The organism is Chitinivorax tropicus, from assembly GCF_014202905.1.
Lineage (GTDB): Bacteria > Pseudomonadota > Gammaproteobacteria > Burkholderiales > SCOH01 > Chitinivorax > Chitinivorax tropicus.
This window is the reverse complement of sequence record NZ_JACHHY010000008.1, coordinates 130900-144845: the sequence shown is the minus strand read 5'-3', so window position 1 is coordinate 144845 and position 13946 is coordinate 130900. Positions and strand designations below refer to the sequence as shown.

At 54.7% G+C, this 13946-nt stretch carries 12 protein-coding genes and 1 pseudogene; 5 read left to right on the top strand and 8 right to left on the bottom strand.

What is annotated here, in order from left to right:
* A complete protein-coding gene (nadD, locus tag HNQ59_RS08160) occupies positions 1-666 on the bottom strand; it encodes a nicotinate-nucleotide adenylyltransferase (RefSeq protein ID WP_184037583.1) in 666 nt (221 codons plus the stop codon).
* Between the two features lie 458 nt (positions 667-1124).
* Between nadD and HNQ59_RS08155 the strand changes: the two genes are divergently transcribed.
* Positions 1125-1694 carry an Lrp/AsnC family transcriptional regulator gene (locus tag HNQ59_RS08155; RefSeq protein ID WP_184037580.1) on the top strand — a complete coding sequence of 190 codons (570 nt, stop codon included), beginning with the start codon at positions 1125-1127 and terminating at the stop codon, positions 1692-1694.
* 135 nt (positions 1695-1829) lie between these two features.
* Here HNQ59_RS08155 and HNQ59_RS08150 read toward each other — a convergent pair whose 3' ends face one another.
* From HNQ59_RS08150 to ilvB, 5 genes are all read right to left on the bottom strand, one after another.
* On the bottom strand, positions 1830-3632 hold the full coding sequence (locus HNQ59_RS08150; protein WP_184037578.1) for a 2-isopropylmalate synthase: 1803 nt from the start codon (positions 3630-3632) through the stop codon (positions 1830-1832).
* 102 nt (positions 3633-3734) lie between these two features.
* The gene (gene pssA / locus HNQ59_RS08145; RefSeq protein WP_184037576.1) at positions 3735-4520 is read right to left on the bottom strand and encodes a CDP-diacylglycerol--serine O-phosphatidyltransferase; all 786 of its coding nucleotides are present in this window, start codon (positions 4518-4520) and stop codon (positions 3735-3737) included.
* A 256-nt stretch (positions 4521-4776) separates the two neighbouring features.
* Positions 4777-5793 (bottom strand): ketol-acid reductoisomerase, encoded by a 1017-nt coding sequence (gene ilvC, locus HNQ59_RS08140; RefSeq protein ID WP_184037575.1) that lies wholly within the window; start codon positions 5791-5793, stop codon positions 4777-4779.
* Between the two features lie 62 nt (positions 5794-5855).
* Positions 5856-6347, bottom strand: coding sequence for an acetolactate synthase small subunit (gene ilvN, locus HNQ59_RS08135; RefSeq protein WP_184037573.1), 492 nt, complete (start codon positions 6345-6347; stop codon positions 5856-5858).
* A gap of 12 nt (positions 6348-6359) precedes the next feature.
* Positions 6360-8120: a biosynthetic-type acetolactate synthase large subunit gene (gene ilvB / locus HNQ59_RS08130; RefSeq protein ID WP_184037571.1), complete on the bottom strand. Its 1761-nt coding sequence runs from the start codon at positions 8118-8120 to the stop codon at positions 6360-6362.
* Between the two features lie 393 nt (positions 8121-8513).
* Between ilvB and HNQ59_RS08125 the strand changes: the two genes are divergently transcribed.
* Positions 8514-9047, top strand: coding sequence for an RDD family protein (locus tag HNQ59_RS08125; protein WP_221320205.1), 534 nt, complete (start codon positions 8514-8516; stop codon positions 9045-9047).
* Between the two features lie 30 nt (positions 9048-9077).
* On the opposite strand, the gene lptG is transcribed toward HNQ59_RS08125, so the two are convergent.
* Both lptG and lptF read right to left on the bottom strand, forming a co-directional pair.
* Positions 9078-10154 carry an LPS export ABC transporter permease LptG gene (gene lptG, locus HNQ59_RS08120; protein WP_184037566.1) on the bottom strand — a complete coding sequence of 359 codons (1077 nt, stop codon included), beginning with the start codon at positions 10152-10154 and terminating at the stop codon, positions 9078-9080.
* A complete protein-coding gene (lptF, locus tag HNQ59_RS08115) occupies positions 10151-11230 on the bottom strand; it encodes an LPS export ABC transporter permease LptF (protein ID WP_184037564.1) in 1080 nt (359 codons plus the stop codon). Before lptF ends, lptG begins: the two co-directional genes overlap by 4 nt.
* 181 nt (positions 11231-11411) lie before the next feature.
* Between lptF and HNQ59_RS08110 the strand changes: the two genes are divergently transcribed.
* The 3 genes and pseudogenes from HNQ59_RS08110 to HNQ59_RS08100 all read left to right on the top strand — a co-directional run.
* Positions 11412-12992, top strand: a complete 1581-nt coding sequence (locus tag HNQ59_RS08110; protein ID WP_184037562.1) for a leucyl aminopeptidase — start codon at positions 11412-11414, stop codon at positions 12990-12992.
* Complete coding sequence (locus HNQ59_RS08105; RefSeq protein WP_184037560.1) at positions 12979-13407, top strand: DNA polymerase III subunit chi; 429 nt, start codon at positions 12979-12981, stop codon at positions 13405-13407. Before HNQ59_RS08110 ends, HNQ59_RS08105 begins: the two co-directional genes overlap by 14 nt.
* Positions 13407-13946 (top strand): annotated as a pseudogene (locus HNQ59_RS08100) (hypothetical protein); the annotation flags it as partial. The gene HNQ59_RS08105 and the pseudogene HNQ59_RS08100, both read left to right, overlap by 1 nt.

The following is a 13946-nucleotide window of genomic DNA, read 5'->3' as shown; positions in this document are numbered from 1 at the left end:
TTACTCAACATACAGGGAATGTTCTTCAATGTAGCGCAATACGGCATCCGGTAACAGATAACGTGGGCTACGTGTTTTCGCCACCATCTGGCGGATCGCAGTGGATGAAATATCCAGCTGCGTCACCGCCAATGGCAACACCCGGCCCGCTGGTGCCAAGGCCAATGCGGCGGCATCATCACAGTGGCGGTGTTCATATTCCCGCAACAGCTCGATCGGCATGGCGTCTTGCCAAGTATGGGTCAGCACGCCGGGGCGATGTGCCACCACGATATGCGCCAGCTCGAACAATGCCGACCAGCGATGCCACCCCATCAACCCCAGAAATGCGTCCGCCCCGACCAGCAGCACCAGCGGCTGATCCGGGCCATAGTCAGCACGCAAGGCAGTCAAGGTATCGACGGTATAACAAAAACCCTCTCTCACCACCTCGCGTTCGTCCAATACGATATGCGGGTGGTCTTGTACCGCCAGCATGGCCATCTCGGCACGTTGCCGCGCCGTCACAGACGGCTCGGCGCGATGCGGCGGGGTACCAGTGGGAATCAAATGCAGGCGCTTCAAGCCCAAAATATCGATCAGCTCTTGAGCGATTCGCAGGTGTCCAAAATGGATGGGATTGAAGGTGCCGCCGAAAATACCAACAGGATGTAATGGCTTAGGCATGCACAGATTATAACCGACTCACCCCAATCAGGGGCGTACTTGTCAGCTACTCCGCATTGCGCAGCCATCGAATCGACACCTGAGCGGCATGGTTGTAGCACTTCGGCAGGGGCCATGAAGCGCTGTCAGCGCCTTCATCCGACAAATGTCGGGTCTGGAAAGAGGCGGATTCAGACGTTCGCAGGAGGATTTTGCGACCTTTGGTGGATAGTGGATGGCGCTGTGAAACGATTACAATCAGCGCCCATGCAGTCTTATTAATCCGTAAAGCCGAATATCCAATTATAAAAATATATGAAGATGAAGAATGGGTTTTGCCCAGATGGAAAATGGGACGAATTCACAGAGCCGCGCACAGCTGACCCAGCGCTTGTCGGTTTATTGGCTGGCCTGCCTCAAGCTGCATCTACACAGATCCATCATGGCACCGTGCGAAATCTTGGTCATACAGCCCACTTATGAGCAAAATCAGTCTCGACAATTATGACTTGCAGCTTTTGGCGTTACTGCAGGAAAACAGCCGCCTGACGCAGTACGATCTGGCGCAACAAGTGGCGTTGTCACCATCTGCCTGTTACCGCCGAGTGCAACGGCTACGGGAGGCTGGCGTCATTCAGCGCGATGCCATTCTGGTCAACCCTGAAGACGTTGGCCAGAAGATGCGGATGGTGCTTCGGATCAATCTGGCACATGAGCAAATCCATCTACAACAGCATTTTCACCGCACAGTGCGTGATGCACCGGAGGTGATGGAGTGTTACAACGTCACCGGCAGCGCCGATTACATTCTGATCGTCAATGTACCGGATATGGCCGCCTTCCATGATTTCTCGCAACGGGTACTGCACGCCAATGGCAATATCCGCGAATATGAAACTATGGTGGTCATCAATACTGTGAAGTATTCCACAACCATTCCAATCACATCATCGGACGTGTCGGGCCAGGCCAGGGCGATGAGGGGCGGCAATGGACATTGCCAGCAAAAAGCATTGAACGGCAGAACAGATGGACACCCCCAAGCTTGAGCGCCAGCGCAACGCCTCGGGAGATCAGGATAGGTAAGGGATGAAGCATGATTGACCGGGCCGGATCAACTGCAATCCAGCCCAGGCACAGCAATACCGGTGGTAGGGCGAACACGTCCGCCCCTGGTTGAAGCCTTAAACCAAAGGCTGGGCGCGCACCTTTTCGGCCTTACTCACCAATTTGTTCAGCGCAGACAGATAAGCCTTGGCTGAAGCGGCGATGATATCGGTGTCAGCGCCTTGCCCGTTGACGATGCGACCGTCTCGAGCCAGCCGCACAGTCACTTCGCCTTGGCTATCTGTGCCGCTGGTGATGGCATTGACCGAATACAGCTGCAGTTCGGCACGACTTTCCACCAGCGCTTCGATTGCCTTGAATGTGGCGTCCACGGGGCCAGAGCCTGTGGCCTTGCTACGTTTCTCATGTCCATGATCAACGAACACGATCTCGGCGACGGGCTGTTCTCCTGTCTCCGTGTGGGTCGCAAGCGAGACGAACTTGTAGTCCTCTTGCTCTTGAGTGATCAGCTCTTCGCTGACCAGCGCGTGCAAGTCTTCATCAAAGATCTCGCTCTTTTTGTCAGCGAGCTCCTTAAAGCGTGCGAAGGCGGCATTCAGTGCCTCTTCGCTTTCCAGTTCGATACCCAGCTCCTTCAGCCGGGTGCGGAATGCATTGCGGCCCGAAAGCTTACCCAATGTCAATTTGTTGGTATGCCAGCCGACATCTTCGGCACGCATGATTTCATAGGTTTCGCGGTGCTTCAGCACGCCATCCTGATGGATGCCTGATTCATGGGCAAAGGCATTGGCCCCCACGATGGCTTTGTTGGGCTGAACCGGGTAGCCGGTGATGGTCGAAACCAATTTGGATGCGGTGACGATCTGGGTGGTATCGATACGTGTTTCGAGATTGAACAGATCGCGCCGGGTCTTGATCGCCATCACGATTTCCTCAAGGCTGGCATTCCCAGCCCGCTCGCCCAGGCCATTGATGGTGCACTCGACTTGGCGACAGCCAGCCTGCACACCAGCGAGTGAATTCGCTACCGCCATGCCCAGATCGTTATGGCAGTGTGTCGACCAGACGACCTTTTCAGTGCCGGGCACACGTTCGATCAAGTCCTTGAGGCGCTCATACCAGACCGCTGGAATGCTGTAGCCCACGGTATCCGGCACATTGATGGTCTTCGCCCCTGCCCGGATGACTTCGTCAAAGATACGAATCAAAAAGTCGGTATCCGAACGCACCGCATCCTCAGCGGAGAATTCGACATCATCGGTATATTCCAGCGCTACCTTCACAGCCTTGATCGCTGCTTCAACAACCTGATCCTCAGTCATGCGCAGCTTGTTCTTCATATGGATCGGGCTGGTGGCAATGAAGACATGGATTCGCCCTTGCTTGGCTGGTCGAATCGCCTCGCCTGCCCGGCGGACATCGTTCTCATTGGCTCGGGCCAAAGAGCAGATGGTCGAATCCTTGACGATTTCTGCGATGGATCGCACAGCCTCGAAATCGCCTGGGCTGGCCGCTGCAAACCCGGCTTCGATGACGTCTACGCCTAGCCGCTCCAGCTGACGCGCAATGCGCACCTTCTCTTCTTTGGTCATCGAGGCGCCCGGGCTTTGCTCGCCGTCGCGCAAGGTGGTGTCGAAAATGAACAAGCGATCAGTCATGGTTGGCGTACTCCAGCTGTAGGTAGGATGCGCAATCGCACCAGATTGGACAGAATAATCATGGATGTTGAATGGTTGCCCGATTGCCTGCGCAAAGGCAGCCAATTTGGTGATCTGGGCAGAAGGAATGCTGCCCCGCTCACGCCATTTGTAGATGGCAGCGCGTGAAAGCGGGTCATCAGGAAAACGCCGATTGTAGTCTTCGGCCAATTTGGATGGGCCGCCAAAATCAGCAATTAGACGTTCAATGTCGAATGACATGGCACTTTCCTGTGAGTACGATGCCTCACAGGATAGCCAAGAGTAGACTAAGTGTCAAACACGAAATAACAAAAGCAAGAATTCAATCCAATTGAATTAGACTTATTGTCCAATTCCGTCAATATCGCCCACATCCCCTCCCTTTTTCCGCTTCAACAAGCGCCATAAAGCCAAGCCATATCCAGCCAGGGTATAGCTGACAAACAGACCGAATAGCACTTCTGCAGGGCCACTGGAGACAGCAACGATGAATAGCACGACCATCAGCAGAGTAACGAAGGGCACCGCTTTGCGCGCATTGATCTCTTTGAAGCTGTAGAACGGGATGTTACTCACCATGGTCAGCCCGGCAGCCAAGGTGAAGCCCAGCGCAAGCCAGCGCACTTCGCCACCTGGTACACCGTACTCAGTGCATACCCATACCAGCCCTGCCACCAATGCGGCAGCGGCAGGGCTGGGCAAGCCCTGGAACCACCGCTTGTCCTGCACGGCCAGCATGGTGTTGAACCGTGCCAAGCGCAAGGCAGCACCGACCGCATAGATAAAGGCCACGATCCAGCCCATCTTGCCCATATCCTTCAGCGCCCAGACATAGACCACCAATGCAGGTGCGATACCAAAGCTGACCATATCGGACAGACTGTCATATTCCGCACCAAAAGCACTTTGTGTATGTGTCAGACGAGCTACCCGGCCATCGAGGCCATCCAGCACCATGGCCACGAAAATTGCCACCGAGGCATGCAAGAACCGGCCACTCATCGCTTGCACAATGGCATAGAAGCCACCAAACAAAGCAGCCGTGGTAAACAGGTTGGGAAGTAGATAGATGCTTTGCTGGCGCAAAGTCATGTCGCGCACATCGCGACGACGGTTGGTTGGATGCATAAACCCACTTTGAATGATGGTTAGGAAGCTGATCTATTGATGATACGTGTCATCTGGCCATGCTCAAGTATGTGATCAGACGGTCACGCACTCAAGCCTGAATATGCTCGGAGCAGGTATATTTTACTATGAAAGACAGGGCTGTTTATGGGCCGAGGCTCATGGCCTAGGCCAGGCGCTGCTTTAGCCTGACCCAACTGAAAAAAACAAAAAGCCCCGGCAATGCCAGGGCTTTTTGATGCACGATGCCGCGAGGTCAGTTCTTGGATTGATCGACCAATTTATTGGCTTTGATCCAAGGCATCATGTCACGCAGCTGTGCCCCAACCTGCTCGATCGGGTGAGCAGCTGTCAGGCGACGACGCGCTGTCATGGCTGGGTAGTTGGTCTTACCTTCCAGAATGAACATCTTCGCGTACTCACCAGTCTGGATGCGCTTCAGGGCATTGCGCATCGCCGCACGGGATTGCTCGTTGATCACCTCGGTGCCGGTCACATACTCTCCATACTCGGCGTTGTTCGAGATGGAGTAGTTCATGTTGGCGATCCCGCCTTCGTACATCAGGTCAACGATCAGTTTCAGCTCGTGCAGGCACTCGAAGTAGGCCATTTCTGGGGCGTAACCGGCTTCCACCAGGGTTTCAAAGCCCATTTTCACCAGCTCGACCGCACCACCACACAGTACTGCCTGCTCACCGAACAAGTCAGTTTCAGTTTCTTCGCGGAAGTTGGTCTCGATCACGCCACCCTTGGTACCACCGTTTGCAGCTGCATACGACAGGGCAATGTCACGCGCCTTGCCGGAGCGGTCTTGATAGACGGCAATCAGTGAGGGTACACCACCACCTTTTTTGTATTCAGAGCGCACGGTGTGGCCTGGGCCCTTGGGGGCCACCATGATGACATCCAGGTCAGCGCGCGGCACGATCTGGTTGTAGTGGATGTTGAACCCGTGTGCAAACGCCAATGCCGCACCCGGCTTGATATTCGGCTCGATATCGTCTTTGTAGACACCAGGCTGCGATTCGTCAGGCAACAGAATCATGACGACATCTGCGCCTTTGACGGCTTCTGCCACTTCTGCCACCTTCAAGCCAGCTGCTTCAACCTTGCTCCAGGACGCGCCGCCCTTACGTACACCCACTGTCACATCCACACCCGACTCAGTCAAGTTCAGCGCGTGAGCATGGCCTTGCGAGCCGTAACCCACGATGGTGACTTTCTTGCCTTTGATGAGGGAGAGATCGGCGTCTTTATCGTAAAACACTTTCATTGCAATTCCTTTCTTGTCAGCAAGCCATTTGGCTTGCAGCAGTTAAATTCAGTTTGGTGGTTTCAGATCTTCAGAATACGTTCGCCACGACCGATACCAGAGGCACCCGTGCGCACCGTTTCGAGTATCACGGTGCGATCCAGCGCTTCGATAAAGGCGTTCAGCTTGTCGCCGGTGCCGGTCAGCTCAATGGTGTAGGTCTTTTCCGTCACATCGATGATGCGTCCCCGGAAAATATCCGCCATCCGCTTCATTTCTTCGCGGTCTTTACCCGTGGCGCGTACTTTGATCAGCATCAGCTCGCGCTCAATGTGGTCCGACTCGTTCAGGTCGATCACCTTGACGACTTCGATCAGCTTGTTGAGCTGCTTGGTGATCTGCTCGATCACGTCATCAGAGCCGGTCGTCACAATGGTCATGCGCGACAGGGTGGGGTCTTCAGTCGGCGCAACGCTCAATGACTCAATGTTATAAGCGCGCGCCGAGAACAAACCGGCCACGCGCGAGAGCGCACCGGCTTCGTTTTCGATCAAAATGGATAATATGTGTCGCATGGGCGCGCCCTCTCAGCTCAGATTGCCGTAATCGCGTTCTTTGGTTGCTGCCACCTGCTGCAGATTGCGCATATGCGGCGGCAGATCCATCTGGTTCAGGCCTTTGCCATTCTGAACCATTGGGAACACGTTTTCGGTCTGGTCGGTGAGGAAATCCATGAACACCAAGCGGTCTTTCATAGCCAGCGCCTCTCTCAGCGCACCCTCCACGTCTGCCGGCTTTTCGATCCGCATACCGACATGTCCATAGGCCTCTGCCAGCTTAACGAAATCGGGCAAGGCATCCATGTATGACTCGGAGTAACGATTGCCATAGAAGAATTCCTGCCACTGGCGAACCATGCCGAGATAACGGTTGTTCAAGCTGATGATCTTGACCGGTGTATGGTATTGCTTGGCTGTCGAGAGCTCTTGAATATTCATCTGGATCGACGCCTCGCCGGTGATGCAGCAGACATCGGCATCCGGGTTGGCCAGCTTGGCGCCCATTGCATAAGGCAAGCCAACGCCCATGGTGCCCAGGCCGCCGGAATTGATCCACTGGCGAGGGCGATCAAATTTGTAATACTGGGCAGCCCACATCTGGTGTTGCCCAACATCGGATGTGATGATGGCATTGCCACCAGTCAATTCATACAACGTCTGCACCACGAACTGCGGCTTAATCACCTCGTCTGAATTCTGGAAGAACAGCGAGTTGGGCGCACGCCACTCATTGATCTGCTGCCACCAAGCATCCAGTGCTTTCGGGTCAGGACGCTCGGTAGTCTGCTTGAGCAGATTGAGCATTTCATCCAATACATCACGCACATTGCCGACGATGGGGATGTCCACCTTGACCCGCTTGGCAATCGAGCTAGGGTCGATATCGATGTGAATGATCTTTTTCGGGCTGGACAGGAAATGGCTCGGCACCGACACCACGCGATCATCAAAACGTGCGCCAATCGCAATCAGCACATCGCAATACTGCATGGCCAGGTTGGCTTCATAGTTGCCGTGCATACCCAGCATGCCCAAGTTTTGGCGATCAGACCCCGGATATGCCCCCAATCCCATCAGCGTATTGGTGCATGGCAACCCTAGGGCACGCACCAGCTCGGTAACCTGGGTCGATGCATTCGACAGCACCGCGCCACCACCGATATAAACCAATGGGCGTTTGGCATCCAGCAGCAGATTGACTGCTTTCTTGATCTGACCTGGGTGCCCCTTGGTGATCGGCGTATAGGAACGCATGGTCACGCTGGTTGGGTAGTTGAATTCAGCCTTTTTGAGGGTGACATCTTTTGGGATATCAATCACCACCGGACCAGGCCGGCCTGTGGTGGCTATATAGAATGCCTTCTTGATCGCCGCCGCCAGGTCGTTGATGTCCTTGACCAGAATATTGTGCTTCACGCACGGTCGGGTACACCCAACCATATCGACTTCCTGGAATGCATCCAGACCGATTGCCGGCGTAGGCACCTGCCCAGAGATCACGATCAAGGGGATCGAATCCATATAAGCAGTGGCAATGCCGGTGATAGCATTGGTTGCGCCAGGGCCGCTGGTGACCAGCGCCACCCCGACTTTATTGCTGGATCGGGAATAGGCGTCCGCAGCATGCACCGCTGCCTGCTCATGCCGAACCAGCACATGTTTGAATGCATCTTGCTTGAAGATTGCGTCGTAAATTTCGAGAACTGCGCCGCCCGGGTAACCGAAAACGTATTCAACGCCTTCTTCCTGCAGACAGCGCACAACGATCTCTGCGCCTGAAAGTTCCATAACAGTCCTTTGCTCACATAAAGGAGCTTTTTTCAATTGAAGGATTTTTCGTTCCCGAAGGGTGCTTGCCTTGGGATCAGGAACAGGCTCAGTCACTGGTGGTCAACTTTGCTGTCTGTGGTTACGCGGATCTCAGAGAGCATCACGCATGAGTCGAAACACGGTCCCGACTTTTGGCCGTTCGCAACCAGCTTTGTGTGCCAATCGTGCAAACGACGCGAGGAACCCGGTAAGGGAAACTAAAACTTACCCGATCGCCAGATTGCGGTCAACCCCCAAATGATGCGACGCAGCAGTTCGAGAGGCCCACCCAAAGCACGCCAACCGTGATACCGTTGCGATCCGTCGGCCCGGAAAGGGCTCGACCTGCTTTCTCAATCACCATAATTGATCATGATGCTTTCTGATGACATGCCACTGGCAGGCACCGGACGCCGGTTACTCTGCCTCGTGTACGAGTTCGTAATCCTTTTTGCTTTGTCGTTCGTCGTGTTGCTGATCCCAATGGCGATACTGCCATTGTTTGGTCAGCAGGCGAACGCTGCTGCGGAGCAACATTGGGCTTGGCGACTGCTCTGGCTGATGCTGTTGGGCGTCAATGCCTGGTATCTGGTTCGCAGCTGGACACGCGGCGGTCAGACCCTGGCCATGCGGGCCTGGCGGATGCGATTGGTCACTTTGTCAGGTCAACCGGTTGGTCATAAGCAGGCTATCATTCGTTTGGCGCTTGGCACACTGGGCTATGTGACACCATTGGTCATGGCCATCTGGAGCCATGCTCACCCGGAAGGCAAGCCATTGCTGTGGAGCAGTTTAGCCTTTCTGGCAATCATGCTGGGCTGGGCTATGCTGGACAAAGACCGGCAGTTTTTGCACGACCGACTGGCCGGCACCTGCATCGTCCGCACCCCTCCTCTGAAAAAATAGGCGCATTCCGCGCCTATTCATCGATAGCGGTCAACGCCGCTCCTGGTACCAGAGCATCCCCGTACCCAGCAGGACGACAATCAAGGATGGGAAACCCGCAGACAACAGCGGGTTCCAGTCATACAACAACCCTAGATGCTTGAACAGACTGTTGATAAAGTGGAATACCAGCCCAAGCATAATCCCCAGGAACAGTTTCAGCCCAACGTTACTGCTACGCCGCTGGGTCTGTGAAAAAGGCAACGCCAGCAACATCATGCATACAGACACCAGTGGGTAGAGCAGCTTACTCCACAGCGCGATTTCATAGCGTGAGGATTTTTGCTTGTTTTCCTCAAGATGGCGGATGTAGTTCCACAGATCCTCAACCGGCATGTGCTCCGGCACAACCAGCAGAATGGATAGCACGCTCGGGGTCAGCACCGATTCCCAAGCGCGTTCACTGCGTTTCACCACACTGACCTGCTGGCTACCGAAGAATTGCGTTTCAGTGATGCCTGTCAATCGCCACCTGCCGTCACTCTGATGCTTCCCCTCTCCGGCATTCAGAATCGATTTCAGGTTGTATCGATCATCAAAGGTATAGACTCGCAAATCACGCAGAGTATTGTCAGGCAACACCTGCCGTACATTGATGAAATGGCGATCATCCTTCACCCACAATCCGGAACGGAACTCCTGCGCGACCACCGAGTTGGTCGCCTGCAGCCGCAACTGGTTGGCAGCACGCTCTGCCGGCGGTGCAATGTACTCACCGAATGCGAAAGTCAGCAAAGCCATCAAAAGCCCGGCAGGCAACAAATAGCGGACGACCCCAAAAGTCGATACACCAGATGCCCGGATGATGGTGTATTCAGAATTGGATGACAGCGTGGACAACGTGAACAGTGAGCCGATCAACACCGCCACCGGAAACAGCTCATAGACATGCGCGGGCAGGCTCAAGCCTACGAACAGGAACACATAATGGAGCTTGTAATTTCCTTTGCCCATGTCATCCAATTGATTGATGACGTCAAAAAAGGCGAACAGCCCCAGCAGCACCGCAAAGATGAGCAAAGTGCCTTTCAGGATTTCAGATGAGAGGTAGCGTGACAATGTGTTCATGCACCCATCCTCCACTGGTGCAGGCGACCAGAACGCGCAGCGAGCAAGATGAAGATCAACAACCCAAGCACCAGATGGACCGGCCACAACCCGATCAACGGGTGCACCTTGCCCTGGGCAATCCAGGCTTGCACCACCGACAGCATATTGCTGTAGACCATATAGATCAGAATGGCGAGCACCAGGTTCAGCGATCGTCCCGCGCGCGGTTTTACAAACGACAATGGCACGGCCAGCATCACCAGCAACAAGGCGCCGACTGGCGAGCCCAGCCGCCAGGCCAGCTCGGCATGTTTGTCGTTATTCATGTCACGGATCAGCTCCTGTGTTCGCATCCCCTGTATCGGTGAGGCTGACAACGACTCGTCCTTGGGCGGCACGAGTACAGAGTAGCGCTCGAATTCAACGATCCGGTATACGTTCGAACCGGGCAGCCCCTCGTACTGGCGGCCATTGGTCAGCACCAGAATACGATTGCCCAACTCATCTTTGCTCAGATAGCCCTGATTGGAGCTGACCAAACGAATTTTGCCGTTTTTCTCGCTCTGCACGAAAATATTCGTTGCAGAACCGTTATCACCACTGAAATTCTCAATGAAAAAGACGCGGTCTGCTTGCTTGGATTCCTTGAAAACCCCTGGCGCGATTGCTGCAGTCTCTTCTTGAGACATGAGTTTCTGGCGATATGCATCGCTCTTTCTCACCGCCCAGGGCGACAAGCTGAAGCTCAAGATCGCAATCAGCAACAAAATAGGTGAGGCGAAACCCAATGTCGGCCTGATCCAGTCCGAGACACTGATGCCCGAGCTTTGCCAGACCTCCACCTCATGATCCCGATGGGCGCGGGTCAAGGCCACCAGAATCGCAATGAACATGGATAGCGACAATAAAATCGGCAGATAGCGTAGTGTTGCAAAGCCTAAAGTGATCAGCACTGCCTCGGTCGCCAGTCTTCCACTTGCTGCCATACCCAGGAATCGCACGATCAAGGTCGTGCAGATAATGGCCAGCAGTACCAGGAAGACTGCCAAGGTAAGCACCGTCAGCTCTCGCTTATAGGTACGGGCGAATATCATGTTTGGGAACTATCTTTGACATTTCCAGTAAAAAGTCTGGATAATTTGATTTTCGTTTGGTTTATCACTAATTCTAAAATATCGACACGTGATGCCCATCCATAATCCCGATGGCATTCGTTTTCAGATATACAGCGGCGGGATTAGGAAATCTCGCCCATATCGATCGAAGGAGCAGACAGTGGAATTTAGCATAAAAAGCGGTAGCCCGGAGAAGCAGCGCTCCGCTTGTGTGGTCGTCGGGGTTTTTGACTCACGGAAATTGACGCTAGCCGCCGATCTATTGGATCGGATCTCGGATGGGTATATCAGTGACATCCTGCGCCGAGGTGACATGGATGGCAAACTGGGCGCGACATTGTTACTGCACAATGTTCCACATACCCTGTGCGACCGTGTCTTGCTGGTCGGGCTGGGCAAGGAGCGTGAATTCCGTGACAACGAATACCACATTGCTGTCCGCTCCGCATTGAAGACCCTGGTGGAAACCGGCTCGCCGGAAGCTGTGCTGTATCTGACAGAAGTGCCCGTGCGCAAGCGTGAGATTGCCTGGCGGATCGAGCATGCAGTGCAGGTGGTGTTTGATACGCTGTACCGGTTTGATCGCTTGAAGAGCAAACAGGAGGAGCCACGCCGTTTGCGCAAGCTGACCCTGTCAGTCTCCCGCCGCAGCGAGCTGTCGCTCGGTGAAGAAGCACTACAGAAGGGCCAGGCAATTGCCGATGGGATGAACCTCGCGAAAGATCTGGGCAATCTGCCAAGCAATGTCTGCACCCCCACCTATCTGGCCGAGACAGCCAAAGAGCTGGCCGGGAAGTTTGGCTTGCAGTGCAAGATCATGGAGCGTGAAGACATCGAGAAGCTGGGCATGGGCTCCTTCCTGTCTGTTGGCAAAGCCAGCTCTGAGCCGATCAAGTTGATCGAGCTGCAATACCATGGCGCGAAGAAGGATGTGAAGCCCATCGTACTGGTCGGTAAGGGCATCACATTTGACTCGGGTGGCATTTCGCTCAAGCCTGGCGAGGGCATGGATGAAATGAAATATGACATGTGCGGTGCAGCCACCGTACTGGGCACCATGCAGTCTGCCGCGCAGATGAAGCTACCACTGAATATCTACGCACTGATCCCTACCTGCGAGAACATGCCGGCAGGCAACGCCAGCAAACCAGGCGACATCGTGACCACGATGTCTGGCCAGACCATCGAGATTTTGAACACCGATGCCGAAGGCCGCCTGATCCTGTGCGATGCGCTGACCTATGCCGAACGCTACGAACCGGACACCGTCATCGACGTAGCCACCCTGACCGGGGCATGCGTGATTGCGCTGGGCCATGTGGCGACGGGCCTGTTCTCCAATCAAGACAGCCTGGCCCGTGAATTGGCCACCGCAGGGGAAGACGCCGCAGACCGTGCTTGGCACATGCCACTATGGGAAGAATACCAAGACCAGCTGAAGAGCAACTTTGCCGACATGGCCAACATCGGTGGCCGCCCCGGTGGCTCGATCACCGCAGCCTGCTTCCTGTCCCGATTCACCAAGAACTATGACTGGGCGCATCTGGATATCGCCGGCACCGCTTGGAAGTCGGGTAAGGACAAGGGCTCCACTGGTCGCCCCGTCCCCCTGCTCAGCCGCTTCCTGATTGGTCGTGCGGATCAACTGGAAGGGCGCGTTCCAATGCGCGGGCGTCCAAAGCGCGTTCACGAAATCGAGATGGATGAGGGCGAGAGCGACGCCCAACATGACGAGAATTGATTTTTACACTCACGTGACGGATCGGGCTGGCGTGGTCTGCCAGCTCACCGCCAAAGCGGTGGCGCAGGGCAAGCGGGTGATGATCTTCACCAGCAGCCCTGCTGAAACCGATGCCATCGATCAGCGATTATGGACTTTCAATCAGCTGAGCTTCATCCCCCATTGCCGTGCCAACCATGCGCTGGCCAATGAAACCCCCGTCATCATCGACCATTTGTCGGATAATATTCCGCATCATGAAATTCTGATCAACCTTCATGCTGACTGGCCGCGCTTTTTCAGCCGCTTTGAGCGCTTGATGGAAATCGTCAGCCAGGAACATGAAATAGCTACCGCTGCTCGGCAGCGCTTTCGCTATTACCGGGACTGCGGTTACGATATCCAATCTCACAACTTGAGCCATCTCGGAAATTAATGGACGAACAATCTGCCAAGCCGGCCCCACCGAGCGTTCTTGATCGTGTGGATGCATTATTGAGCAAACATATGCACCACCCTGATGCCAAAGATGCGGCAGCCGACATCCCAATGTTGACCGAGGTGGTGCCCGGACAGGCACATCTCGATGATATCCCCGTCTTGGAAGAGCTGGCTTTGGATGTCGTGCCACCCAGCCCAGCAGATGATACTTCGCTGCTTGACATCCCTACCTTGGATGAGGCCTTGCCTGACGTAATGATGAATGTAGCTGCATTTCGGCCACAACCTGCATCTATTCCCGTGATTCGAATCGACGTTCCCCCCACCCCCCTCCGCGAGCCAGAGGTCTTGTTGGCGCAACCAGCCAGGGACGAGGTGGAAATCTTCATTGACGAGCCACCGTCTGACACACCCTTGCTGACTGAGACATCCGCTCCCGAATTTGATCTGGATCTACCTGTTTTGGGCGAAGCATTCGAGGTGGAAACCGTCGCCATCGAGGACTGGGAAAGTCTGTCCAGCAACATATCTGCA